At 43.8% G+C, this 26,074-nt stretch carries 29 protein-coding genes; 13 read left to right on the top strand and 16 right to left on the bottom strand.

The features are described from left to right. Positions 1-188: 188 nt before the first annotated feature. From Q9M42_RS07870 to Q9M42_RS07815, 12 genes are all read right to left on the bottom strand, one after another. Positions 189-926, bottom strand: a complete 738-nt coding sequence (locus tag Q9M42_RS07870; protein WP_322525934.1) for an ABC transporter ATP-binding protein — start codon at positions 924-926, stop codon at positions 189-191. Further along, positions 916-1,713 carry an ABC transporter permease gene (locus Q9M42_RS07865; RefSeq protein WP_322525933.1) on the bottom strand — a complete coding sequence of 266 codons (798 nt, stop codon included), beginning with the start codon at positions 1,711-1,713 and terminating at the stop codon, positions 916-918. Before Q9M42_RS07865 ends, Q9M42_RS07870 begins: the two co-directional genes overlap by 11 nt. A 29-nt stretch (positions 1,714-1,742) precedes the next feature. Continuing rightward, the gene (locus Q9M42_RS07860) at positions 1,743-2,201 is read right to left on the bottom strand and encodes a nitrous oxide reductase accessory protein NosL (protein WP_322525932.1); all 459 of its coding nucleotides are present in this window, start codon (positions 2,199-2,201) and stop codon (positions 1,743-1,745) included. Continuing rightward, on the bottom strand, positions 2,198-3,526 hold the full coding sequence (locus tag Q9M42_RS07855) for a right-handed parallel beta-helix repeat-containing protein (protein ID WP_322525931.1): 1,329 nt from the start codon (positions 3,524-3,526) through the stop codon (positions 2,198-2,200). The genes Q9M42_RS07860 and Q9M42_RS07855 overlap by 4 nt, the downstream gene beginning before the upstream one ends. Before the next feature lie 37 nt (positions 3,527-3,563). Continuing rightward, the gene (locus tag Q9M42_RS07850; protein WP_322525930.1) at positions 3,564-4,256 is read right to left on the bottom strand and encodes a nitrous oxide reductase accessory protein NosL; all 693 of its coding nucleotides are present in this window, start codon (positions 4,254-4,256) and stop codon (positions 3,564-3,566) included. 441 nt (positions 4,257-4,697) lie between these two features. After that, entirely contained in the window at positions 4,698-5,531 is an 834-nt protein-coding gene (locus tag Q9M42_RS07845; protein WP_322525929.1) for a class I SAM-dependent methyltransferase, read from the bottom strand. Positions 5,532-5,547: 16 nt separating this feature from the next. After that, positions 5,548-6,489 (bottom strand): ABC transporter substrate-binding protein, encoded by a 942-nt coding sequence (locus Q9M42_RS07840; RefSeq protein ID WP_322525928.1) that lies wholly within the window; start codon positions 6,487-6,489, stop codon positions 5,548-5,550. Between the two features lie 25 nt (positions 6,490-6,514). Next, on the bottom strand, positions 6,515-7,300 hold the full coding sequence (locus Q9M42_RS07835) for an ABC transporter ATP-binding protein (protein WP_322525927.1): 786 nt from the start codon (positions 7,298-7,300) through the stop codon (positions 6,515-6,517). A gap of 12 nt (positions 7,301-7,312) precedes the next feature. Next, positions 7,313-8,317, bottom strand: coding sequence for a FecCD family ABC transporter permease (locus Q9M42_RS07830; RefSeq protein ID WP_322525926.1), 1,005 nt, complete (start codon positions 8,315-8,317; stop codon positions 7,313-7,315). Next, positions 8,314-9,333, bottom strand: a complete 1,020-nt coding sequence (locus Q9M42_RS07825) for a FecCD family ABC transporter permease (protein WP_322525925.1) — start codon at positions 9,331-9,333, stop codon at positions 8,314-8,316. Before Q9M42_RS07825 ends, Q9M42_RS07830 begins: the two co-directional genes overlap by 4 nt. A 155-nt stretch (positions 9,334-9,488) precedes the next feature. Then, positions 9,489-9,797, bottom strand: a complete 309-nt coding sequence (locus tag Q9M42_RS07820; RefSeq protein ID WP_322525924.1) for a hypothetical protein — start codon at positions 9,795-9,797, stop codon at positions 9,489-9,491. A gap of 637 nt (positions 9,798-10,434) precedes the next feature. Beyond that, positions 10,435-10,839: a hypothetical protein gene (locus tag Q9M42_RS07815; RefSeq protein ID WP_322525923.1), complete on the bottom strand. Its 405-nt coding sequence runs from the start codon at positions 10,837-10,839 to the stop codon at positions 10,435-10,437. 482 nt (positions 10,840-11,321) lie between these two features. Here Q9M42_RS07815 and Q9M42_RS07810 point away from each other — a divergent pair, with 482 nt between their 5' ends. Next, positions 11,322-11,486, top strand: coding sequence for a hypothetical protein (locus Q9M42_RS07810; protein ID WP_322525922.1), 165 nt, complete (start codon positions 11,322-11,324; stop codon positions 11,484-11,486). Between the two features lie 757 nt (positions 11,487-12,243). Here Q9M42_RS07810 and Q9M42_RS07805 read toward each other — a convergent pair. Then, positions 12,244-13,830, bottom strand: a complete 1,587-nt coding sequence (locus Q9M42_RS07805) for an L-lactate permease (RefSeq protein WP_322525921.1) — start codon at positions 13,828-13,830, stop codon at positions 12,244-12,246. Between the two features lie 535 nt (positions 13,831-14,365). On the opposite strand from Q9M42_RS07805, the gene Q9M42_RS07800 reads away from it, so the two are divergent. Together Q9M42_RS07800 and Q9M42_RS07795 are read left to right on the top strand one after the other, a co-directional pair. Continuing rightward, a complete protein-coding gene (locus Q9M42_RS07800; RefSeq protein WP_322525920.1) occupies positions 14,366-14,614 on the top strand; it encodes a hypothetical protein in 249 nt (82 codons plus the stop codon). Between the two features lie 72 nt (positions 14,615-14,686). After that, positions 14,687-14,950: a hypothetical protein gene (locus tag Q9M42_RS07795; RefSeq protein ID WP_322525919.1), complete on the top strand. Its 264-nt coding sequence runs from the start codon at positions 14,687-14,689 to the stop codon at positions 14,948-14,950. A gap of 313 nt (positions 14,951-15,263) precedes the next feature. On the opposite strand, the gene Q9M42_RS07790 is transcribed toward Q9M42_RS07795, so the two are convergent. Both Q9M42_RS07790 and Q9M42_RS07785 read right to left on the bottom strand, forming a co-directional pair. Next, positions 15,264-15,440: a hypothetical protein gene (locus Q9M42_RS07790; RefSeq protein WP_322525918.1), complete on the bottom strand. Its 177-nt coding sequence runs from the start codon at positions 15,438-15,440 to the stop codon at positions 15,264-15,266. Between the two features lie 335 nt (positions 15,441-15,775). Continuing rightward, a complete protein-coding gene (locus tag Q9M42_RS07785) occupies positions 15,776-16,474 on the bottom strand; it encodes a Na-translocating system protein MpsC family protein (RefSeq protein WP_322525917.1) in 699 nt (232 codons plus the stop codon). A 1,075-nt stretch (positions 16,475-17,549) separates the two neighbouring features. On the opposite strand from Q9M42_RS07785, the gene Q9M42_RS07780 reads away from it, so the two are divergent. The 8 genes from Q9M42_RS07780 to Q9M42_RS07745 all read left to right on the top strand — a co-directional run bounded on the left by Q9M42_RS07780 (position 17,550) and on the right by Q9M42_RS07745 (position 24,003). Next, a complete protein-coding gene (locus Q9M42_RS07780) occupies positions 17,550-17,717 on the top strand; it encodes a hypothetical protein (RefSeq protein ID WP_322525916.1) in 168 nt (55 codons plus the stop codon). Positions 17,718-17,749: 32 nt separating this feature from the next. Next, a complete protein-coding gene (locus Q9M42_RS07775) occupies positions 17,750-17,911 on the top strand; it encodes a hypothetical protein (RefSeq protein ID WP_322525915.1) in 162 nt (53 codons plus the stop codon). A gap of 80 nt (positions 17,912-17,991) precedes the next feature. Then, entirely contained in the window at positions 17,992-18,492 is a 501-nt protein-coding gene (locus tag Q9M42_RS07770) for a hypothetical protein (RefSeq protein ID WP_322525914.1), read from the top strand. 28 nt (positions 18,493-18,520) lie between these two features. Then, complete coding sequence (locus tag Q9M42_RS07765) at positions 18,521-18,784, top strand: hypothetical protein (protein ID WP_322525913.1); 264 nt, start codon at positions 18,521-18,523, stop codon at positions 18,782-18,784. Between the two features lie 73 nt (positions 18,785-18,857). Next, the gene (locus tag Q9M42_RS07760) at positions 18,858-19,700 is read left to right on the top strand and encodes a glycosyltransferase family 8 protein (RefSeq protein WP_322525912.1); all 843 of its coding nucleotides are present in this window, start codon (positions 18,858-18,860) and stop codon (positions 19,698-19,700) included. Between the two features lie 1,162 nt (positions 19,701-20,862). Continuing rightward, on the top strand, positions 20,863-21,609 hold the full coding sequence (locus Q9M42_RS07755; protein ID WP_322525949.1) for an aldo/keto reductase: 747 nt from the start codon (positions 20,863-20,865) through the stop codon (positions 21,607-21,609). 469 nt (positions 21,610-22,078) lie between these two features. Further along, entirely contained in the window at positions 22,079-23,113 is a 1,035-nt protein-coding gene (locus tag Q9M42_RS07750; RefSeq protein WP_322525911.1) for a zinc-binding alcohol dehydrogenase family protein, read from the top strand. A gap of 416 nt (positions 23,114-23,529) precedes the next feature. Beyond that, positions 23,530-24,003: a substrate-binding domain-containing protein gene (locus Q9M42_RS07745; RefSeq protein WP_322525948.1), complete on the top strand. Its 474-nt coding sequence runs from the start codon at positions 23,530-23,532 to the stop codon at positions 24,001-24,003. A gap of 126 nt (positions 24,004-24,129) precedes the next feature. Here the strand turns inward: Q9M42_RS07745 and Q9M42_RS07740 are convergent, their stop codons facing one another. Next, positions 24,130-24,372: a hypothetical protein gene (locus Q9M42_RS07740; protein WP_322525910.1), complete on the bottom strand. Its 243-nt coding sequence runs from the start codon at positions 24,370-24,372 to the stop codon at positions 24,130-24,132. Positions 24,373-25,030: 658 nt separating this feature from the next. On the opposite strand from Q9M42_RS07740, the gene Q9M42_RS07735 reads away from it, so the two are divergent. Both Q9M42_RS07735 and Q9M42_RS07730 read left to right on the top strand, forming a co-directional pair. Continuing rightward, complete coding sequence (locus tag Q9M42_RS07735) at positions 25,031-25,252, top strand: hypothetical protein (RefSeq protein ID WP_322525909.1); 222 nt, start codon at positions 25,031-25,033, stop codon at positions 25,250-25,252. 115 nt (positions 25,253-25,367) lie between these two features. Next, the gene (locus Q9M42_RS07730; RefSeq protein WP_322525908.1) at positions 25,368-25,676 is read left to right on the top strand and encodes a hypothetical protein; all 309 of its coding nucleotides are present in this window, start codon (positions 25,368-25,370) and stop codon (positions 25,674-25,676) included. Positions 25,677-26,074: the final 398 nt, after the last annotated feature.

Here is a 26,074-nt window from a genome sequence, read left to right as displayed (position 1 = left end):
GCCCAAACGATCGCCTCCTATGGTTTTACAACCACCACGCATGTCATCAATGAGGGCCATTACATGGTAGAAGCTGTGAAAAAATAAAAAAGCTTCATATATTAAAAATAAACGGCTTGGTCCTATATCTTAATAGGATCAAGCCGTTTTGTTTATCTTCTCATTACTTCAATGAGGAGATCACCTGTCTAATTCGGACTATCATTGTTCTTTTGAGCAGAGATTAAATGGTAGACATACGAACTTAAATCAGTCTGACTCCCGAATTGTTGTCGGAGTTGGGAGACCGGCTCGTTGATAAGCACTTCACCTTGCTGCAAAAACAACAGATCATCGGCGATGTCATCAACCAGCGACAAGGAATGCGTCGAAAAAATAATCGTTTTTCCCTTTCTTTTTTGTTCCAGCACTATTTCTTTCATCTGATACGACCAGTAAGGATCCAATCCGTTGGTAGGCTCATCCAGCATATACAGCGGCACATCTGCTAAAAGACATTGTGCCAGGTTCAATCGCTGCTGCATGCCTTTCGAATAAGTCTTTACTTTTTGATCCTTTACCTCTTCCAATCCTACATATGGCAAAATATCTTTCACCTTATACTGTTGCTCTCCCATTAGTGCGGAAAAAAATCGCAGGGTCTCTAGCCCCGTTAAATGACGTGGAAAAACCAATTGGTCCGGCATATACGAAAAAGAATGGCGATATGCATGCGAATGATTTTGTACTTTGTTATTGTGCATGTACAGAGTTCCGCTCGAAGGTCGATTCATACCCGTCAGCACACTGAATAAAGATGTTTTTCCCGCTCCGTTCCCTCCACAAAGAGCATAAACACTCCCTTCAGTAATCGAAAATGTCAGGGGCTTAAACCGATGTTTTAAGGAAATGTTTTCTAGACTTAATATAGATGGGTTAGCTTCCATGCGTTTTCCCTCCCCGAATCAGGATATAGCAAGCCGCCGTTGGCAAAACTAACCAGAGAACCGCAAAGACTGCTAGAATCAAAGCACCAAACCCACCGGACAAATACGACGTAAAATCATACAATGAAGGTCCAAGGGAGGTCCCGCCGTCCATAATGATAATCGTCGCTACGCGAATCAGTTCCACCGGGTTGAACGCCACCGCCAAAGTCAAAAAAACCGTTAACCATAGCGGTGGTACTACCGTAATAAGGCCCATGAATAAAAATTCATATAACAGCACAAAAAAAGCCCAAATCCCCAAAGCTAATGCCATAGCCTGAAACTTGGTAGAGGTACAAACCCCCATTAAAATGGCTAACGGAGCCAAAAGCAACACAAGCAGCACCGATAAAAAGAGAAACAAAATCAGCGTGTCCGGAGCGAGCGCCGTTCCCGTAAAAAAACCTACAATAGCGGCAACGCCGTAGCTAAAGAAAAGAATAAGCAACATAGCTGTTATTAACGACAATACCTTTGCCACCACAAGCTGCAGGTACGACACCGGATAACTCACTACCAATGTAAATAACCCTTCTTCTTTTTCGGCCGCCACGCTGACCGCTCCCATCACAAAAAGAATTAGCGGTAATAAAAACAAATTTACATTCAATAAGCTAGCCATTGTGGTATTAAATCCATCATAAGTGTTCGCATCGGCGCCACCAAAGAGAATAAAGCTAGTCGAAACTAGTGTAAATAAAATACCAAACCATATCATCCATTGATTCCGGGTGTACTGTTTCATGTCATTTGCATAAAAGGCGGCAAACATTATTAAAAGCTGTCCCAATCATGCTCAGATAAGTCCTGATAGGTCAGTAGTTCTCCCTGGCCTTCGGTATCGATATAGTTTTCAGCTTCGGCTTCCGATCCAAAGCTGATGACCCCATTTCCCATAGGAGTCGAGATATCTTCATCGTAAACGTAGGTGCTTTCTTCGGCATCGGTCCAGCTTTCTTCCCCATAGCTGTTAATATATTCTGTATGGAAACTCTCCGACTGCCCTTCTTGTTCTTCTTTGTACTGCATCATACAGCCAATGTCATCAAATTTCACTGCACTGCCGTCTTCCATCACGATTTGAGTTGCTGCCTGGGTATTGTTAATGGCCATATTACAAATTTCGCACGTATCGACGTCATGATCGATACCGTGGGGGTCATGCGAAGCCTGCTGACACGCGCCCAAGGCAAGACTGGCCATTAATGTTAAGACCATCGGTGCTTTTTTCATTCTCTTCTCCTCCTATGGAAATAATACATACTACTACCGGACATCAGCAGTAACACTCCGCCTATTCCGGCGAAATGAATAGATGTAAAAGGCTCAGCAGCTGGTTCAGTTTCCGGATCGATGTTAGGATGCTCATCGATCACTTCTTGATTAGTACGCGATGGTAGCCATTCAGAGACCTGGCTCCACAATGTCATAGCCGGACTGTGCATAAACAGCTGCCATTCCGGGTGTGTCGTCAGCATAGAATCATAGATGGATCCTGCCACATAAGGGGCTTCCCCAACTCCATCCTCATCTTGGTCGACCAAAGCATAGTCGCTCCAATAATTTCCTTTATTTTGACTGGAGAGGGTTAATCGCTCGACAAATTCTCCTTGTGTGGATAATACATTGCTGACCATATCATTATGATAGAATTCTACGTCCGCCTGCTGCCGTTCCCAACCTAGACCAACTTGGTTGCCGGCAATAATGTTATCGTGGATAGAAACATTTTTTGTTTCTTCCAATTTCAAACCTGTACTATTACGTGAAATCTTATTGTCATGCAGGAGAATGTCTTCCGAACGATATACCAACAGTCCGTAGCCCCGGACATCAAACTGATCGGTTAAAGTGTTTTCAAAAAAATTTGCCTCTTCCGAATCCATAATCATCAATCCATTTACATTTTCCTGAAAACGATTGGAATGGCCTTCCACCCTGGAGCTGTACATCAAGTGGACGGCGTACCGGGAATTTTCTACAACGTTATCGTGAATTGCTGCTTCTTGAAGCGAATCCAAATAAAAGCCGTCGAGAGCGTCTTCTACTTCATTATCCGTGATGGTCACCTGATTGGACTCATACAATTCAACGGCTGCCAGGCCCTGGTTCACGTAGGAAGAGAACGTGCCGGAAAATTCGTTGTTACTGATGGTGAAATCATCGCTTCCTTCCGCATGCAGGCCGGAGCCGATCATGTCCATTTCGTTATTTGTAAACGTAAAGCCCTCGCTGTCCAAAATAGAAACCACCGGCTCGGGTTCGATCGCATCGAATTCCTGGCCTGGCACAATGCTCTCTTCAATCTGGGTGTCTTCCTGTACAAACGTGATGCCATCTACTGTAACGTTCTCAGCCTCTACGGTGAGCGCCGTCTCTTCCGCCTCACTCCTTATGGTGACCCCGTCACCTTGCAGCGTCACTGGCTTATCAATTGTGACTGACTCTTCATATGTGCCCTCATCTATAGTGACGGTCCCACCAGGTTCCGTCTGGTCCACCTGTTCCTGAATAGACGTCTCGGCTTCAGTTTTGCCCGGAATGGCGAACACAAGCACGGAGAATAATAAGAAACCCAGAAATCTCCTCCTACTCTTATGAAGCGTGTTGTTCTTCATCATGTTCATCCATATCATTATGATTTATTTTTCTGCCTTCGGAAGATTCAGACTCATGCTCATGGTTCATCCCTTCGGCGTCTGTGGATTCCATGTCTTCACCTTGGGCACGTTCATGGGCATCAGTTTGGACATCTTCCCATGAGGCGACCTCCGCCTCATGTTCTTCAACAAATGCTTCGGCGTCGGATTCCTTTTCAAAGAAGGCATACTGGTAGCTCATCGGTGTTTCAAAGGAATCACCCGACACCACTGTTGCGTCTTCCAGTTCGAACCATTCATCAGAGTTATAATCTTTCACCCATACTTTCGCAAACTTTTCGCCTTGCTCCTTTTCCGCATTTTCTATGCAGCCAGAATCATCAAAAAAGACACGCTCGCCCTCGTTGGTGATCGCCTGGGCCGTAAAAACGGACTGCTCGTCTTCCGGATGCGGAATTCCCATTTCACAGTAATAACAGGTTTCATCTTTCCCAGGCTCTTCGGCGGTCATGTTATCAACATTGGCTGCTTCGTCTCCGTTGGAATTTTCTCTGTCCTCCTGTGTCTCTTGCTGCTCATGGTTTTGACCTCCACTATTTTCACCTTGGCCCGTTTCTCCCCCACACGCCGTCATGACCCCTGTTGTTACTAATACCGAAGATAACAATACCATGTTTTTCTTTTTCATATGTTTGTTCCCCCATTCGATAATGACCAACAAACGCCCAACCCGTTTGTCGAATTCTCCTGTACCACTATCGTATCCGTTTTCATTAGCAATTGCTGTGAATACTGTATGACGCTTATATCACAATATGAAAAAGTCATTTTTTTGACACAAATAATTTCAATTATATAGAAAAAGCAATAAGGACGATTAAACATCAAATGGCGTTTCGTTTAATGCAAAGTTCTATGTATATGTGCTTCAGAGAATGTTTGCTTGTGAAGGTTAACATAATCATGCTTATCGGCAGAAACGATTTTTCTGGATGATAAAGCCTTGGCCAAGTGTTAGGAAGCCTCGTTTATGAAACCCTAAGGAATTCACTTTTTACTTTCTCTTGAATACAAATAAGCAATCATGCACAACGAGCATAATTGCTTATTCGGTTTAGTAATGTCTTTTTTATTTTCTTCCCGTTATCATAGCCGAATCTATAGGAAAGACGAAAGATAAAGCACCTTCACTGTTGTAATGAACTTCTCCATGCGAAAAATGATACTTTTGGAGAAAACTTTCCACTTCGTCCTTTGAAGGATGATTCTTCAATAATTGTTGAAAAGCTTCTCCCGCTTCTCCATAGTCGCTCAACATGTCTGCCATGTGTTCCGCAGTAAATGTTCTTTCATCATTAAACTCATAACCCACCGTTTCTTTGAAACCTGCTGCATCAAGTAAGGCTTTCACCTGAGCCGGGGAAGCATTTCGAAATGGCAATTGAGCTACTGCTTTTTGATAATCTTCCGTGAATATCTCTTCTTTTTTATTCGTTTGGGGGTTTTCATACACTTTCTTTGAATCTGGCATCGTAATAAAAAGAAGAATTTTTCCATTGGTCTTTAGTACCCTGTAAGCCTGCTGTACAAATAAGCCGGGATTGGGAAGGGTCCATAAATTCAAACGGTTCGTAATAAGATGAAAACTATTATCCAAAAAGTGCATATATTCTGCGTTTCCTTCTAGAAACGTAGCTTTATGTCTTGCTTCCTCATTATGTTGATTCGCAAGTTCGATCATCCTTTTGGATAAATCAAGGCCTGTAACTTCATGTCCCATCGAGGCAAGAAGTAACGCAAGTTGGCCGGGCCCTGTGCCTACATCCAGAATGGATTTTATTCCCGGTTCATCATTCAAATAGGGGGCCACTAAATGCTCCCATTGCTTTTTATTAAAGGAATAAAAATTACGATTGTAAAAATCAGCGCCTTTTTCCCATTTTTTAGCTAATTCTTCTTTCATAATCAAACCTCCACCTTTAGTCACTTAATATCTCTACAGCTTCTTCCATTGATGCTTCATGTCCTGAAGCAGAATAATCCAACCAAGGATACAGCTCGATGGTATGGATATTATCTTGTTCGACTGCTTCTAAATTATTCCACACGGAGCTTTCTTCTAATTCTTCCAAACGAGTCTGAGCTGCTTCTTCATCAGCCGTTTCAATCAATATGTGATCAGCATCAAAGTCTGAAAGTGATTCTATAGATACAGCTTCAGCCCAATCGATATCTTTTACCTTTTCAGGGGCTGTGAGTCCCAAATCCTGGTATAGGAGGCTTCCGAAATTACGGTTGTATCCATACACCCGATATTCGTCTGCACGAATGCGAAGCACAAGGACTGACTCATCGCCGATATTGTTTTTGATCTCTTCTGAAGCGTTATCAGCCTCTTGATCATAATTTTCTAGCCACTGGTCAGCTTCTTCTTCTTTATTTACTGCCTCTGCCGTTCGTTCAAAATGTTCTCGCCATTCCAAGTCTTCCCATGGGATCAGAACAGTAGGAGCGATGGTCTCCAGTTTATCGTATTGGTCGGCGATTGTATCTTCTCCGAGAATAAGGTCCGGTTCAGATTCCAATAATACTTCAAGGTTCGGTTCAGAAAAATTGCCCAGATCAGTCGAGCCTTCTAACTCATCTTCAGTATGTTCGAAGTGCTCTCCATTATCAGTAACAGTCGCTGAGGGCGTAACCCCTAGAGCCAATAGATTACTAGTGTATGGAAACGAAAGCGATGCCACATCTTGAACCTCTTCCGGCACCTCAGTTGATCCTTCTGCGTGTTCAATGGTTCGCGATGAAGATCCTGAACTTTCGTCTTCCGTTTCTGTCTCCGTGCTCTGCTCTTCTCCTCCGCAAGCGGCCAACATTAAAAATAATCCTCCAGGTGCAAGGATATATATCATTTTTTTCATTGCCATTAACTCCTTTATATCTGAATTATTCAAAAAGATCATAAGTGATACAAGTTGGTTTTTGATTTACAGGGTCTCTAGTAATAATTGCGTCTATATTAAAGACTTTCTTTAACACTTGAGGAGTCATAATTTCATTTGGACTGCCATCCTGTATAATGGCTCCATCTCCCATCGCGATCATATAGTCCGCAAATCTCGAGGCATGATTTAGATCATGAAGTACCATTACCACCGTTCTCCCTTCCTCCTCATTCAGTCGTTTCAATATTTTTAACACTTCGAGCTGATGTGCAAGGTCTAAATACGTCGTCGGTTCATCCAAGAGAAGAACAGGAGTTTCCTGGGCTAATGCCATCGCAATCCATACTTTTTGGCGCTGTCCGCCTGACAATTCATCCACATCCCGCTGTTTGAACTTCAACATTCCAGCTAATTCCAGAGACTGATCAATCACTATCTGGTCTTCGTTCGAAAGTTTTCCAAAACCTTTTTGCCTGGGGGCACGTCCATAGGAAACTAGTTCCCCTACCTTTAAACCTGAGGGGGAATCCGGGGATTGAGGGAGAATTGCCAGTTGCTTAGCCATTTCCTTTGTATTTGCTTTATGTATAAGTTTGCCATCCAAATAAGCTCCTCCGGCTGATGGGGAAAGGATGCGCGCCAGTGTTTTTAGCACTGTCGATTTCCCACAACCATTCGCTCCTATGATAGTAGTTATCTTGCTTTCCGGAATTTTTAAATCTATGTTCGTCACTACCCTGTTAGCTCCGTAGCTTATTGACAGTCCCTTTGTTTGAATGACAGGCATACTCGCGCCTCCTTATCTCGTTTTCATTAACAAGTAGATGAAATACGGAGAACCGATAGCAGCTAGAGTAATTCCAACTGGTATTTCACCGGGATATAATAAATTTTTGGCGACCAAATCTGCTGCCATCACTAACGCAGCTCCTGTAATTGCTGAAGCAGGTATAAGTGTTTTATAGGACGGGCCAACTACGTGCCGGGCAAGATGGGGGGCCAGTAATCCCAGAAAAGCAATATTGCCTCCGACAGCTACACAGGCCCCAGCCAAAGCCACCGCAACAATTAACAGAATTCTTCTTTCTTTTTCTACTTTTGTTCCCAACCCTATCGCAATAGCCTCTCCCATATTCAGCAGGTTTAAATAACGGGCTTTATAAGCAGCATAAGGGATTAAAACCAAAATCCAGGGTAATACTGACATAACCATGGGCCAACTGGCTCCCCAAATGCTTCCTGATAACCATATAATGGCTTCTGAAAATGCCCGAGGGTTCATTTTCATTTGAAGGATAATGAGGAGCGCCCCGATACCTGCTGATACGCCTATACCCACTAAAATAAGTCGGGTTGGGGAAACCTTTCCATTTTTTAAAGCAATAATATAAATGACAAAAGCCGTCACCGCAGCACCCAAAAAAGCAAAGAAGGGCAGGGCATAAGTAGGGCCTAGTCCCGAAACTACTAATCCTCCCTGCGATAAATACAAATATGCTACTACGACCAAGCTTGCTCCTGCATTGATGCCAATGATGCCTGGATCTGCTAAAGGGTTTCTACTAACGCCTTGAAGAATAGCACCGGACACCGCAAGGCCCATCCCAATGAGAATGCCTAAAACTAAACGCGGCAAACGAAATTGAAAAAGTACAATTTCACTTTTTGATGAGCCCATCCCCAACAATGTTTGCAAGGTTTCAAATGGCGTTAAACTGACTTCTCCCATACTTAAGCGTACGGGCAGTAATCCAAGCGTAAGCAAGGTTACAACTAAAAAATAAATTTTAACTTTTCGATTCAATCAAGTCCCCTCCCCTCCCGACGAGCTAAAAAGAGAAAAAAGGGCACTCCAATTAAGGCTGTGATAGCCCCTACAGGCGTCTCAAAAGGAGGATTTACTAAACGCGCACCGATATCAGACACAGTTAGTAAAGAAGCGCCTAATACAGCTGAAACGGGAATGATATAACGATAATCTTGACCGACAATCAACCTCGCTATATGAGGAATCACAAGACCTATAAAACCAATACTCCCCGCTGTTGCGACTGCCGCTCCCGTGAGGATTAATACAATTATTGTGCAGGTTATTTTAATAAACAAAGTTCGTTGCCCCAGTCCTACTGCAACCTCGTTGCCTAAACTAAGCAACGTTACGGATCGCGATAGGATAATCGCTACTAAAATACCTGCCGTACTAAGAGGAAGAAACAGTGTTACGTCGTGCCAACGAATACCTGACAAATGCCCTGCATACCAAAAGTTTACTTCTTGAGCTATATTAAAGTGGATGGCAATACCGCTTGAAAATGCACTCAGCATCGCTCCTACAGCCACGCCAGCAAGGGCCAGTTTTACGGGGCTCACTCCGCCTCTTGATAATGAAGCCACACCGAAAACCAAAAACGCTCCTATGCCCGCTCCAATGAAAGCAGCAACCATTAAGCTGATGGAATCAAGTGGGGGCAAAAATGCCATGGAAAAAGCAATACCAAATGCCGCGCCGTCCGTTATTCCCATAATGGACGGCGAGGCCAGGGCATTTCTTGTCATACCCTGCATGATGCAGCCCGCCACTGCTAAAGACGCACCAATGAGCGTTCCCGCCAAAGCTCGGGGTACACGCAGTTCCTGGATGATATTATGACTTTCCAGTTCGCTGTCATAGAAAAAAAGAGCTGTAAGAACTTGCCGGTAAGAAATGTCGCCTGCCCCTGTCGTAATTGAAACAATTAATAGGTACCCAAGCAAAAGGCTTCCGAGAAGCATGAGCGCGATATTCCCTATTAATGTTTGAAAAGATTTCTTTCTCTCCATTGTTGACCCCATTGCCTTCCATTCTATTGATTATGATAATCATTATCAATTTAATAACTTAAATGATAATGATTTTCATTGATAAATGCAAGCTTTTTTTAGTGTGAATATATTAATAAAAAATAATTTTTACCTTTTTGTTATTATATTTATTTTTAATTAGAATATAATAAAGGCAGCGATCCCTGTATGAAAGGAAGCGCTGCCTTTAATGTTTCATGATAACGACCTGGAACAATGTTTATTCTCTTTTTAAAACCACTATTAAAGAACCTGAAGCAGACTTCTTTTTTTCTAAGAATCTTCCTTTTTTCCATATTATTTATAATATTATTAATCTCTTTAGCATGGACATAGGAACAAAAGGACTGGGCTACATTTCTTACTAAAGAAGCTATCTCCATTTCATTCTGCTGTTGCTTTAAAACAGTCATAATCACTTGTTCTAAATCTATAGTCCGCATTGCTCAATACCTCATCTTTACTATTCATTATTATTTCTCTTTCACTTTTTTCTTAATACCAAGCATAGATAATAGGTTCCTACGACTTCGAGATCATTTCCTTTATCTTCATCGATTGGACGTACTTATAATCATTTATATTGAGCATAGAATTCAGTCTGAAAATTCATCTAGAACTTCACAACCCGTTGCAATGTTGTACACATTCATCATGATAAGTGACTTTGGAATCTAAAGAATGACTTGTACACCATATCTAAACCAAAGTATCTTTCTTCTTCATACCCTTTGAGTATAATTGCTCTATTTCTAGAAAAGAACCGATAACCATCTAAAGCCTTTTTATATTACTAACATCTAATATAAATTTACATGCAAAAGATCACATAAACATTTTTAGCAGAGACAACAATAAAACAATGTTTTTCAAAGGTCATAGTGTACTTTTTGAGAGGGTAAAAAGAAAGAAGCCTGCTCCAATAAGTAGACTCCTTTCCTCAAATCGAATATCAATCTTTTTCCGCCGAACGCAATAGCTCTTCCTACACGAGCCGAATTCACCTTCTACATCCGTTGCCCAGCTGGGCGTGGGAAGCTGACCCCGGGGGCCGTTCGTTATGACTTGTTAGGAGAACTGCTACCTCCCCCACCATTGATACCCAAGCGCGACAATCATCAGCCAAACCATAACGACACCCATGCTCCACCAATCATACAAATAATTGTCTTTGTTATCGCTTTCCTGTTTCCACAGGTGGGTTCCGATAGCTATGTACAGCAAAAAAAGAGGGAGAATCACCACGAACAGGAAGAGCTGTCCCGGCATTCTTTCCAAATGCATAATCAGTAGAAAAGAAACCATCACCATAGAAAACCACAGGGTTACCGTTCGGTGGGTAGCATTCGCGTAACGTTCGGAACGTTCGTGACCATTGCGCTTCACATACCAGCGCCGAGCCAGCGGGACAGCCACGCCTGCACCGCCAACAAGCAGCACCAGGCTGAGGACGAGTTCCACGAGAAACCATAGTGGTTCATTCATCAAGCATTTCCCTTCCCTTTCTCCTCCCTCCCTTCATGATCCCATTCAGTAAAAGCAAAAACATTGCTCAGTGAAGAAATAAGAGGAATAATTGATGATTTATATATGGTACATGAAATTTTCAGGATTTTAAAAAATACCAGCCATGACGGCTGGTTAGCATGGTAGGTGTATAACGATTAAGGGAATGATCGGGGAGACGTATGGCTCCCACGTTTAACTTAGCACGCGCAGGCGCTATTGGCTATAAGAACACAAAGATCTTTACAAACACTTAAAAGACGTAGGGGAAGCACCTTTGCCTGTAGGAGAAACGAAGCGCCCCAGACATTCGTCGATTGAGCCATATCAACCGTTCTCCTTTCCCCTTCTTTTGCTTGTGCCATGAACGTATTTATATTAGCATATGATTATATACATATATATTTTCTCGTATGATGTTCAGAATCGTCCTACGAGCGTCGTTCTAAAGGGGGACCAACATGAAAAAGTGGCAGTTGCTTTTGCTTATCATGGGCATTATTGTTTTGAGCTTTGGGTTGTGGAGACAGCTTACCTCTCCCTTCGGGGGCGCCATTGCCATCACCCTGGGTCTTCTGGCCTTGATTATTGTCGGATACACCGTTCGGCCGAGGCCACCTTCATGAGGCCCAGAACCATGGAGACCATTCGCCAACGGTTATGGAGACGTCAAAGAAAAACAAGCAGGGGCCCTGCTCCCGGCCAATCCGTCGACAAAGATCTTTCTATCACCTGGCGGGATCAAACGATCGTGATTTACCGGGTCCCGGTGGTGGAATATCCCACGGGGGACATTCGAATGACATGGCGAACCAATCGTCAATGTACACGCCTGGCGAGACAAGCTGTGAGGAAAGGAGAAGCCTCCATCGATTTTTCCCACGGCAGCACTTCTTCTAGCCAGTAATCCTTGATCTCGTTACACCTCATGACCGGGAAGATACTATCATTGCTGCCTCCCAGGGAGGTCGTCTGGAAGGTATAATGGAGCGGGAGATTTCATCTGGGAAAACGTAATTAAACAGGCAGCCAACCTTTCGCTCTTATATTTTATTCCCAACGAAAGAAAGCCAGCCATCTCGGCCAGCTTTCCAACGGGGTATCATTACGTAAGGGGAGTAATGGGGAGGGATATCGCTCCCGAAACTACCTTATCAGGCAGGCGTGTTACGACCCTCGCCGATTAATATTAACAAGCGTTTAACAATCTTTATGTGATTGAAGATCCTCAATTTAACATAAGCGGTTATCAGCAGAGACGATAATAAAACAGTGAGCTTCAGATTTCACAGTCTACTCTCTGACATAATATTTAATTAAAAAACACCCTTCATGGAAAAATCGGCTTCTTAGTAAGCATGAAACATAAATGATTTTCTCATTTTATAAAAAACCCATTAAAATGAATCCGCTAATACCGACCAGGACCCCATAAAGGAGAGCCGGTCCTAAGGTTTTTCGGATGACATTTCCTTCTTCTCCCTGCATGCCTACGACAGCGCTGGCAGCGACTACGTTATGCACACAGATCATGTTTCCTGCGCCAGCTCCCACCAGCTGCGCGGCAAGCACCACATAGACATTCGCTCCTGTAGCTTCTGCGATATTGTACTGAATCGGGGAGAAGGTAAGTGTGGAAACGGTAGCGCTTCCAGTAATAAAAGAGCCCAGTTCCCCAAGAAACGGGGCTGCAAATATCCACATCGGGCCGAAGGCGGCTGCCATCCCCTCCGCGATGTACTCCGGCATGCTCATCAAATCACTCCCATTAATCCCGGAATTACTGAACACATGAACCATGGCAAGTGTTGCCGCCAGGGTCAAAGAGGTAATTTTAATCGTCGACAACGACTGCGTCGCCGCCCGCCCAAAGTGACCCAGCGATTTTCGTTGAACAACGACTGCCAGGATGGCCGCGACCGTAAGGACTGTGCCGGGGGAATAAAGCAACTCCCACTCGGATGTAACCCCTTCCACCCCTAAAATATTCGTCCAGGTTAAATCAATGGCGGTCTGAGTGAATTCCTGAAACCAAGGAACAATACGAGTGAGAAGCAATAAAATAACCACAATGATGTACGGAAACCATGCCCTGAGCAATCCCATCTCGGCTCGTTCGCGACTTACCTCGAAATCCTCCTGCATAGCATCGGTCCATGTAGAATTTGGCAGCAGCCACCCCTTTTTAGCTGTAGCCGCGGCCACCACCAGCCCCGTTAATGAACCAAGAATTGCTACAAATTCCGGACCAAACAAATATGCGTATACTAATGCGGATCCGTTATAAGTGATACCAATAAGTAGTGTCCAGGGCAGCATCGCCACAGCGTCTTTGATTCCCTTTCCTTTACCAAAAAATAACGTCAGAACAAGCATTAAAATAAAAGGAATAAACGTGCCCGCGAATAAATCAATGAGGGTTACCGTAAAACCAACATCCTGATAAAAAGCGGCATCCGCTTCGGGCAAGGTGCTTAACCCGACCAAAACGGGCGTTCCTACCGCTCCAAAGGCGACGGCGGTACTGTCAGCAATGAGGGCCGTCGCTACTGCTGCCATCGGCTTGAATCCCAGCGCAAGCATCAAGGGCGCCGTCACCATAGCCGGGGTGCCAAATCCTGCCGCCCCTTCGATTAAAGAACCAAATAAAAAGGCAACAAAGATCACCTGGACCCTCATATCCTGAGAAATACTTTGGAATCCCTGATTAATGCGATTCACTGCCCCCGTGTTACGGAGGGTATTCAAGAGAACAAGAGCCCCAAACAATATCAGTAAAATAGTCAATGTTTTATGTACTCCCTGCAGGATCGATGAAGCAATCACCTGGCTTTCCATCCCCCATACGGTGAATGCTAATAGAATTACAATTGCGGCACTGATGGACATTCCTTTAATCGCTGGCATTCGCAGCAGGACCAACAGCAGAAATGGGACAATCACAGCGCTTAAGGCTACTATCATTAACATTTATTTTCCTCCTCTTTGATATCTTGATGCTTTAGCTTTTACCGTTCATCTGGGATTAAGCAATATGGTCATCAGATGACCATATTTCATATAGTAACCGCTTACATTTATATTTGCAACATGTTTTGTGAATGAATTTATAACTTTCATATACCGACCATATCGATAGAAAAATGGAATGAAATAATTATCCTGACGTTTTTATACTTCATCAAAAGCGGTCAAACAGAAGAATGCCAGGAAGCAATTCATATAGTGATCTCTAATCATCCAAGTAATAAGCAGTTCATCCATAGTAGTTTTATAAACATGCACCATTCATGTAATGTTATGAGTGAAAAAGAACAAACATGGCCCCCTCTTCTATTCCATCGTCCAGAGCGGTAATAATGTTTTTGAAGCCAAATGTTAGCAAAATTTGCTAAAAATAACATATAGGTATAGTGTTATATCTGTATAAGTCTGAATATTCCAAAATTTAAATCGGAACAATTTGTTCACGGTCACGAAAAAGTGAAGAAGGGAGGTTTTCTCTATGAAAGCCAGCGTGCATAAAACGTATGGTCCCCCGGAGGTTATGGAGGTTACAGAAGTAGAACAACCCGTTCCCAAGGATGATGAAGTACTGGTGAAAGTGCATGCAACCACAGAGACGTCCGGAGACTGCAAGGTGCGGAAAGCGGATCCGTTTCCTGTCAGGTTCTTCTACGGCCTGAAAAAGCCTAAAGCTGGAATAGTGGCTCGGAGTTTTCTGGTGAGGTGGAAGCTACCGGATAAAATGTAACATCTTTTCAACAGGGAGAGGCAATCCTTTGCGGCACAGGCGTGAAGTTGAACGCCAATGCCGAATATGTGTGTGAAAGAAAAGGGAGCCATCGTCGCTAAGCCCGGTAACATGACATTTGAGGAAGCGGCTTCTGTACCTTTCGGTGCTACTACCTCTTTATTTTTTCTGCGGGATAAAGGACGTATTAAAGAAGGCCAAAAAGTGCTTATTAACGGCGCTTCAGGAGCGCTCAGCACCTATGCCGTTCAGTTGGCAAAAGCCTTTGGTACAGATGTTACTGGCGTCTGCAGCACCAATCATGCAGAGCTTGTAACATCTTTGGGGGCCAGATGATCGATTACACCCAATAGCAAGTTGCTACGGCTCACAGTTACGTGGAAACCGGCCATAAACATGGAAGCGTCGTCATCACATTGATCCCCTCTCCTGCCTTTTAAATGCCAGCAATATCATTAGAAGCAGTTCGCCTATCATAACCTGTAACCAGAGAACTTCGTTGACTCTCTCTTCTTCTTTTCGTGTCTTGAATTGTAATATTAAACGCAACACCTAAAAAATGTTGAAAAGTTACTTTGCTGGTTCATTTATAAATCTGCGGCATATCATGCGCTTCTATTTTCTCCTTTTTGTGTCTGGCTGGATACGATCATTCGGTTCGCGGTCCCTTGAGTTCACAACCTATAATGGCATCGGAGCGGACGAGTAAGGAATCTCCTAACGACAATACTTCATGGTTACGCTTTTGACCTACTGCTGTCATGGCCTGCTGGATATCAAAATACGTTTCCAGAGCTTCCTCTTCGTCGGATACTTTGTACGACATTTCACGACCATTTGTTAACGTTATGATAATTTTAAACATGCTTTATCTCCCTTCATGATACGTTAAATAGCAGGCAAGCAGTAGTGCCCGCGGTTGGGGCGCACAGTCCAACAGGATCAAACGCATAACCTTTCAAACAACGATCTCTTGATGTTTAATAAAAAAGCGTAATATCCTGGCTCTCCGCCTAATAAGTTTATTTCCATTATATTCCTTCATATTCCTGCTATAAAACAAAAAAACCGAAAAGGAAAAAACTAGCCCCTTTTCGGTTACTGTCATGCATTTTTCCACCCGCGTTCGGTTCCCGAAACATGTCAAAATTAGCCAAGAAGTTACCTCTTCTTTACGGGCTCCAGCGCCAGAACCATGTATCCTTTATCTCCTGCAAAATCCCAATCCAGGAAGATCTCCAGGATTTTTCTCTGCAGAATCGGTGCCATATGCTCCTGTTGAAACAGACGCCGTTCCATCGGCCGTTTGGCAATTTTTAACTGTTCCTGGAACCCGGCGTGAATGAGTTCCTGTTCAATTTCAACAAAGACCCCGGAGCGGTAAACCACAATGGTCCGCTCATCGATCCAAAATGCTTTCGTATAGTCCGGCTCTTTCTGTCCTTTCGTGCTGAGATTGACCACTTTTCGTTCGAACGTCCGCTGACTAAGCTGCCCCGGCCAGGAAAAAGTGGCTGCCGGCTCCTCCTCGAGGACAGCCCAGATCATGCCGCTGCGCGCTTCGAAATTCCAGTCAAAATACCATTCTTTAATCGTACCATTAATCATCTCTTCGAGATCCGGCTGAATCCCGGGACACAATTCCTCCATAATGCGTTCCCTTGCTTTCGCCACATGCTGTTCTTCCTGTTGCTTCAGCAAAATCGTTTCCATTGGCATTAAAAAATCTTTCACGTACAGGATGATAAACGGGCGCTTCAGAGAGACATGCACGTTCACCGGTCCTTTGCCAAAATGATCCCTTAATGCTTTGCCGGTATACGCCGCAATCATCTGGGCTTCAGTTTGTTGTTGTTCCATAAAATCTCCTTTACGTTCAACCTTTAGAGTTTGCTTTCTTACGTACCATGGTACTAGCCAAGGAGCTTTTGATATATGTATTTTCTGAAAATTGAGACCTACTGTCCATTCTCCACAAGTTCTATTAGCTCTTTACGGTAACAAACGTCGCTATTTTGCCGGCGAAAGCTCCAACTTTTACAGGGAGTAAAAAACAATATTCGTATGTCCAACAGGTAATTTCCAAATGTTTCAGCCTATTACTCTATATTAATCCTCCATTCAGCAGCGTATCATAAAGGATGGAAGGCACAAAGAATGGTGGCTTCTACTTAGAACAAAGCGCTTCCTATGCCGGCAGGAAGCGCTTCTAATCGTTCTAGGCAAGACCATCCCCTGAGAGGGCGATTCGCTCGCTAGACGTTTCGGTCCTCCCTCGAATAAAAGATACCCGTGTAACACCTTTTATATCTTGAAAAGGCCACATAAAAATTCTCTTTTTTCTTCTTATCCAATTAATTCATCTATACAAGTTTCTGATTAACAGCTAATAACCAAAACATAACGATATTGATTTTATCTTTCAACTCTTATAAAAAATCGGACTCTTAAGTCAGAAAAATTACCGAAAACGGGTAATAGTCCTGAAATGGCTAGTCTTCAAAGAAACTTATGCTCCAAATAAAACCTCTATGTTTTGTGCGTATTTAGTCACAAATATAATTTCAGGACTTAAGTATGGTTGAAATTCCCTTTTATACAATTATAATGGTAATCATATAACCCTTAAGTCACTGGTTCTATTATAATGTTTATATATTCGCTATTGGTCTTTATTCAATCTGTTTCTTCCCCTGGCGGAAGATAGTGTCGATTGCTTGCTATGGCCATTTGCTTTGTCCTTGGCCGCCCAATAGGTGACAGCTGCATTGGTTAACGTCTTCCTACCCATGAAACATCATAGAAAGATTGTTCCTCTAAAACGTTCCATTCAATAACCTTATGGCTAAGAAAAAAGAGAAAAAGCTATTTTCGGGCCATACCTTCCTCCTCGGGAAGGTATGGCTTTTTTGCGTTCAGAAAGGAGCATTCGTGCATGGCTGCTTGTACCTTCGGATACACGCTTCACGGAAATATCATCATTTTCGGAACAACGCTCGAGCTCGCATATTACCCGGAAGGCCAATGGGTGGCCTCGTATACCAGATCGGATCATCTGTTTTATTCGTTTTACCCGTTTACGGTGGTCGGCACCCCTGTGTAGTTTCTTCCGGGAGCCGAAGCTCTTGTTCCTTTATGGGAGAGATACTGCCGGCAATGGGTGGCTTCGTTCCATTATGCGTTTATCACCACCAAGGGAGGTCTCCGCCGATGAGTACCGTGCTGATTATCATAGTATATGGATTGTTTTGTTGGACGATCATTGCGGATCCCGGCCGCTGGCAGCGCCAGAAATAATAACGCTGCCAGGACACTTTTATAATCCCATGATTTACTTGTTGACCCACCCTGCTATTAAAGATTAAAGGAGTATGATGATGAGAAATGTATTCAAGCACGCCGTTTCGGCAGAAATGATTCAGGCTACAAACGGACGGCTGCCTCCCAATCCCGAAGCCCTGCTGGAGGCAGCCCATCGAAGCAACGAAATTGCTGTTCTGCTGCCGTTTTACATGTACTGTTTCGATCCGCATGAATGGCAGGAATACACCCTGTTCGCCGACGACCCCCTGCCGGCTATTTTAAACCATGCCGCCTATATTGTCCTTGGAGCGCCGGCGCTCCATGCGGATAAACAGATCAAACGCTATTTTTACGGTGCGACGGCCATCGCCCCACTGCCGAAGGACCGTCAAACCGCCGAAGACGTGAAAATATGGGCCTGTGGAATGTTTCGTCAGTATCAGCTGCTTCGTCAGCGAACCCGACCTTCGGTGTCCCGTATCAGCACCAGGGGCAGCTATTCTAGCGCGTGGGTCGCAAACGCCATGAGAAGGAGGAGGTTCGATGGGTGTCACAGACGGGAAGCCTCCGATTGACTCATTGCCGGCAGATCCATAAACGCTAGTGCGCTTCATCCATGGGGCAGCGCGTACTGCGCAGCCAAATCACCTGTGGTTTATTGGCTGCACCCCGGAGTTTCAGGAAGAAAGCCTGGCGGAGATTGATCCGGCTTATTGGTTTGAGTTGGGGGATGAAATCGAATATCAGAAGGCAGTAAGAAAGGTGGTCGCGATCGAAATATTTCCCCTCGCTCCCTCTTTGTCCCTGCCGGTAGCAGATAAAGTCATCACCTATTACATCGCCTCCAGCGTTTTTCCGCTCATGTAGCTGCATGGCAAGCACCTGTTCTTAAACCTTATCACGTGCATGGCTGCCGATCGGCAGCCGGAAAGGAGCACTTATGAAAATGACCACGACTTACACCATTGCTTCGGTCGCCGATCATCAAAATGGCGATGCCCTGGGCGTCGCCATGACGTCTCTGCTGACGAACACCACGCAGCCCGAGCGTTTGGTTTTTTGCATCGTCGACGGTGGCCTGTCGCTTAAAGACAAATGCTACTTGGAACAGCTCGCTCAACATTTTGACACCACCCTCCGTCTGATCCCCGACGAGTGGGATTTTTACTCCGAGCGGTACTGGGCCGATCTCGAGCATTACCGCCACATCTCCCGGGCCGCTTCGTACCGGCTGCTGCTTCCGTACCTGATGGGGGAGGACGTGGACCGGTTGTTGTATCTGGACAGCGACACACTGATCCGTACCGACATTACCACATTGTGGGAGGAACCCCTGGGCGACAGAGCGGTAGCTGTAGCCGAACCGCGTCCCGATGCTGAACGGGCGTCCGCCCTGGGTCTGCCGCGGGCTCACGGGGCCCTGGATCCGGGCCTAGTGATGATCAACGTCCTGCAGTGGAAAGCCCGATATCTGTCCACCTCCCTGTCCACGCATATGACCACCCACGGAAGCACGTTTGCGGACAGCCTGCACACCTTGACATATTCGGACCAGTGGTGGTGGCATCCCCGCTGGAACACCACCACGGACCTGTTTACCCAGCCGCTGCCCGCTCATGCCTATGGGGACCGCGTGGTGGAAGCTCTTAAGGATCCGGCTTCGGTCCATTTTAATGGACCCGTGAAGCCCTGGCACGCTTACTGCCCTCATCCGTACAAGTACGAATACACCTATTACCGCCACCAGTGGCTCTCCCGGGTCACCCTTTCATCGCCCGTCTGAGCGCCGCCTAACGGATCCCAAGCGAGTGAGTGACGCTTTTGAGCCGGGCCCTTGGCAGTCTTTGACCGTATTCCGATATGAATACGATTATTACCGGTACGGATGGATGACCACGGTCACGCTCACCTTGGCCCCGTCCGCCCACCCCTGTTTCAAGCATACGCAACAGCAATCACCCACTGCCTGAAAGAAAACGTCATTTTTTCTTCATAGAGCATTCATTGACATTAGTAGGAGGTTATTATCATGAAACGAAACCCTGAATTTATCGATACCGTAATCAACTTGGGCATCCAACGTTAACTTAATCGCGAATTATTGACGTCCACTATTATAAAAATTCCCTTTTCTACTGTTTTATTTTATTTTTAACCATGCAAATAAATAAAAAAGCCAGCCTTCATAAAATCAAAAGACTGGACCCCGTCATTGATCAAGCCCAAACACGTGTGCGCCACATCGAAGGAGGCGTTTGTTACGCTCTGAAAATTTAGACGTTCAACCAAAAGGTTAAGGAAGAAATCTTAGAACACTTTACTATGTTTAAGTATTATTTGGGAGATCAGTTTCGAAAAAGGGGAAAAATAAACTTTAGCGAAAAAAGCTTCACCAAGGGCGCGAGTGAGTGAATGAAGATGCCTGTCTCCATACCATTTCATTCAACCGTTTAAACTTCTAACCCTATGAGCTAATAGGAAGGTCAAACCGACTCTTCAACTAAGATGGCAAAATCCCGGCCCAGATAAATAATATATTAGCCAACCATTTTTATTAATTCTAAGGGCTCAATGTAAGCTAGCTTACACACCCAATTTCAACAAGAAGGTCTAGGGTTATAAGCAAAAACAGCATCATTAATGATCAGAAAATATGCCATGCAGTAGGGATGCTATTATGATCGAACACATTAGCGCCTTATCTAAAGGTATGGATACTGAAATCACGTCCGGAAAGTACAAAATTGTGATTGATGAACCAGTGGGATATGGGAGGCACCGACGAAGGTGCCAATAATCCCTCCAGACCCCTTGTTCGCTTCGCCAGTCGGCTGTGAAAATGCGATTGCCAACTGTATGGCCAAAGAAATCGATTTTATTTTGCCGGGCATCGAATTTGATGCCAAAGGCGCGCGGACGTATACGGCAATGGACATAACGAAAAGCTGCTCGGCTGTGCTCTTCAAGGGCGCCGCGAGCAAGCCATTATCGCTACCAAGTTCCCACTCACCCCCAATTACGAGAGCATCAGCGGCCATCCGGATCACGTTAAGAAAGCAGCGGAAGATAGCCTTCGCCGTTTGAATAAGGATAACATCCATCTATACTTCCAACACCGCGTCGCTCCGCAAATCCCGACAGAGAAAACGTTTGGAGCGATAGCAGACTTAGTCAAGGCAGGCAAGGTTCGGGTGCTCGATCTGTCCGAGGCTTCCGCTTTTTTCCTTCGCCGCGCTCATGCCGAATATCCTACCTCTGTGCTTGAGAGTGAGTATTCGCTCTGGATCCGTGACATCGAAGACGAGATACTCCCTGCTGTAAGAGAATTTGGGATTACCCATGTAGCCTACAGTCCACTGAGCAGGGGCTTTATCTCCGGCGAACTTCACAGATGTATGCCGCGGTTCCAGGGAGACAATTTCCGGAAGAACATTGAGGTTGTGGACAAGATTAAAGAGATTGCGATGGAGAAGAATTGTACGCCATCCCAATTAGCCATTGCCTGGACGATAGCCAATGGAGCACTGCCTATACCGGGTACGAAGCGGATCAAGTACCTAGAGGAAAATGCGACTGGTACTGATATCCTTCTCACGATGGAGGAACTCGAACGTATCGATCAGGTCAGCCCCAAGAACGTTGTTAATGGTACGCATTATATGAAAGAACAGATGTCACTGCTCTACGGCTAGACGATAATCAGAAGAAGCAATGGCCTGTCTCAAAAGCGAATGATCGTTCATGAAGCGGAAGCTGGAGATGGTTCTCCGGCTTCTTTTTTCATGGTTTCCTTTTTCTTACGCAGACTATGGGCGACGGCTAACAGCCTAAATTCCATGGCCCCCCGGGGATGATTTGTCTTCTCTTGGAGCTAGCACTCGGTATGATAGCCTCTATGATTTGGATAATAAAAGTTCTTTCCTCGGGTAAGGCTTAACTAGTTATGTACTAACGCTAAAACTGGTACATCCGAAACATAAACGTTTTTTCATTCTCGCTTCTTCCCTTTGCCACTTACTCAATTCACACTTGATTTACATAAAGCGGCTGATAGAGATTACAACTTTCAAAATCCAATATTTTGTAAGATCCAACTCCAATGTGTAGTATAAAAATAGTGTTTTCTCACTAATACATGCGTTAAAGGAGAGGCGATTTGAAATGAAGTCGGAAACAATGAAAACCTTTGGATTTTATAAGCCGGGCTCTAAAGAAGGAGCACCTGATTTTAAACAGATAGAGCAGGAGAAACCAACACCAACAGGACACGATCTACTTATAGAAGTAAAAGTGATATCCGGTAACCCGACTGATATTCGGACACGTGACGGAAAACAGGAAGAGGATGATTCATTTACAGTGGTTGGCCGTGATGTTGCCGGAGTCGTTGTCGCGACAGGAGAACACAGTTCGCTATTTAAAGCAGGGGACGAGGTATTTTACGCCGGGGCGACCGATCGTCCGGGTGGCCAAAGCGAGTTTCATCTGGTGGATGAGCGACTCGTGGGAAGAAAACCGAAAAGTCTTGATTTTCCTCAGGCTGCTGCACTGCCTCTGACCAGCATTACTGCGTATGAAGCACTTTTTGACCGCCTGGGCATTTCAAAAGACGCTACAGAAAATGCCGGGAAGAACATTCTCATTATCGGAGCCGCAGGTGGCGTAGGTTCTATTGCTGTACAAATTGCTAAGCTGGCTGGACTAACAGTCATCGGCACCGCCTCTCGTTCTGAGACTGTAGAGTGGGTTAAAGACCGTGGTGCAGATCAAACCATCAATCATCACGAGCCGTTTGGCCCGCAACTGGAACAGCTTGGCCTGAATGGTGTTGACTACATCTTCTGTTTAAATAATGTCGATGATCATATGGCAGAAATGGCAAATGTTATTTTGCCTCAAGGAAAAATTTGTTCTATTCTGCCGACTGAAAAACCGCTGGACACGGCGCTGTTCAGCAAAAGTGTCACCTTCGTTTTTGAATTGATGTTCACCCGGTCTCTATTCCAGACTGCGGATATGGTGCAGCAGCATATCCTGTTGAACGAGCTGGCCGATTGGGTGGACGCTGGGAAAATCCATTCCACAGTGACAAAAACCCTTCACCCTATTTCAGTGGAAACGTTGAAGGAAGCTTACAATCAGATTCAAAAGGGAAGTACAATCGGTAAAGTCGTTCTGGAAGGTCCCTTCAAATAAACGTAAATATAGCACCGTTCTCTTTTCTTAAGGAGAACGGTGCTTTTAATATTTTTAGCATATAATAATATACACTGCCCCTCCTGGCAGACATAAAACCTTTATTAAAGGAGCTATATACAATCGAGTGAGATCTTTTTTTAGAGACAGCGGGAAAACAAGTTGATTCTCTTTCTTACGCATAGGAAAGGTTTTCAACAAGAAATTTCTTTTCGACTATCCTTTATGTTTTGGATCTGGTCCATCGTCACCAAAAGGCCTACGAGGTGGCCCAGGAGGACCAAACACCGGCCGGTCCATAAACAACCGGAGTCACCGATACCATGATGAGTTATTGTCTCCCGACCAAATTGCGGGAATTTTTATCCGATTAACCGGAGGTATACCCTAAAGTAACAGGGGTCGATTACCTCCGCATTCCCGAACAGTTGCAGCAAGGCATGTATGATCTGGCGTTACTGATCGAATCACCCGACTGGCATCCGCCTGAATTAACGGTTCGTGCATTAGCCGAAGAACCGCTTCAGCTGGTTCAGGCTTCGTTCAAAACACAGGAGAATTCGAGTCTCACAGATCTGATGCTGATGACAAGTCACGCCTGTAGCTGGCGCCCAGTGTTTAAACGTCTCCTTCGTTATCACGCGTATGAACATACGACCACTGTAGAGCTGCCAAGTGCGCCAGCCATTAAGCAGTGTCTGCTGACCAGTCTGGGAACTTCTCTCTTCCCTCGCCTGGTCGTCCAGGATGAACTGCGTACGGGGCAGCTTCAATCCGTTCCGCTGACAACGCCGTTGGCCCCTCTTCAGGTCTCGATATGTTGGCACAAAGATAAGCACCTGACGTCAGCGATGCAGGCGTTTATTCATTCGATGCAAGTATCAATATAATGGTTGATTTCAAAATATCAATCCTCCATTTCCAACTGATATTTTTGCAATCTATGCATTCTTAACTAATCTCGATTATCAGCAGTCTTTTATTCAAAAAAATAGACCATAATTTTTTAGCATTTTTCAATTCTCTTGAGCATTTTTCCAACGATAAAATTGTTTGATGAAAAACCATACAAATCCTAAAACAATCAAACTGTAAATGAGCCAAGGAATGAAGCCTTCGAGAGTTGGATATAATATAGATGTCACCATGCCCAACGTAATAATAGCCCCTAATATGTTACAAACAACATTTACCTTATCATTTTTGAACATCAAATATCCCCTTCTAACAAAGAATATGTTCGTTCCTAATTTTAACATTTATGCCATCCTTTTTTTATCCTATGTCAGTTTAATGGACGTTTTAAAATTATAGTCTTTACATAATAATGATTACCATTCGTTTTCATAAGAAAGCAAAGCCCGTGCACCCAGGCTTTGCTTTTTAGTGTTTTAAAATTGTTAAAAATTAGATAAAGTAATGCACCTGCAGCTATTGTTTGTTATCATTTTCCAGTAACCGCTATGAAGGACGCCAAAAAATTAATCTGGATCAGGAGATGGATGATGGATAAGCAGGAAAAATAACAAAAACATCTACTGGGAGCATTGCTGGCCTCCCTTTTGTTGATTTTCATCCCCACATTTTTGTCGAACCTTATTTTTACATTATACCCGGATTTGATGGGAGACAGTTGGGAACATTTTTTCGTCGTTCTTGTGATTGATCTTGTCCTTATATGGAGTTATACCTCTAGCTTGAAAGATGTTGAATATCGTATAGAAAAAGTATTTTATTTGGTGTTGCCCTCCTTAACAATTGTTGGAGCATTAAGCAATTCTATCGCCCAATTAATAGCTTAAGTAATGAGGGAAAATCTCGTTTACATGAATTTTTATTAGAAGGTCATTCCTTTTTAAAGTCATCTAAGCGCCAAAAAATTTGGTTCCAAAGCAAGGTAGAAAAGGAGTTCGGAACATGAGTAGCAAGCAGTCAATAAAACGTATGGTAGCTATTTTTTGTGATATAGTGATGTTCATTGGTGCTGTTTATTTGATCGTGTTTACGTTTACCCATTCTTCTCAGGAGCAAATGGAAGGTTCCCCACTCCTCATTTATCTCTTTGTAGGAATAGTGGCGTCTATTGTTTTAATAAGAAAATTATACAAAGCATTCATCCATGAAGAAAAGAACAGTTAATGGAGCGACAAGTATCTTTAATATTCGAATCAAAAGTATGAAAACCAATCCCGCTTATACGTTTTATCAATAACCTTTACATAGAAATCTTATAGGTACTACCTGGGATGTCTACGTGAATGACCAGAGGAGTGGTTTCTTAAAAACAAATCTTGATGTTGCCAAAGATAAAATGTGGTTAGTTTTAGAGAATGGGAAAACGATTCATTTTGAATCTACAAAATTATCTAAAACAACTCATGGGTATTCCAATGATAATAATATATTTTCAGATCAAACGGAACGGTTCATTCCCTTTTCGAAACATGATATAAAAGTTGATACCACGATGATTAATACTTTGATAGAAGCAAGAAATGATATTTTTCTCCTGACAATGATTTTCAGTTTTGCTGGGGTTGCGACTATCCAACTTTATATTTAATTCATGAAAAGAAAATATTTATTTTCCGTCCTCTTTCTGATGGCTGGTACGACATTATTTTTTATAGGTTTATCCAGCCTGTTGAGTGAAAATCAAATTCTATAAACATGACCTTCTCTTAAGCAAAAAGAAAAAATAACATATGTTCCAATAGTAAAAACAAAAGAACAAGTAGAGCAGGCTAAGAAGAGGCCTCTTCCAATAAGACCTTTTTTCTTGCGTATTATTAATGTCTAAAACCCTTCGTCTTTTACATAATGACGATTATCGGTAGATTTTCAATGAATAAAAAATGAACTTTGGATAGGTGTGGTTGCTATCTGACCCTCCAGGGTCGATAAACGAGAAAGCACCAGGCGCTTTCTCGTTCTTAATTTCTTGAAAGGATCTGTGCTTTT

Origin of the sequence: Marinococcus luteus (genome assembly GCF_034497705.1) — a bacterium.
GTDB lineage: Bacteria > Bacillota > Bacilli > Bacillales > Marinococcaceae > Marinococcus > Marinococcus luteus_A.
The sequence above is the reverse complement of the archived record's forward strand: the minus strand, read 5'-3'. Positions and strand labels throughout refer to the sequence as shown.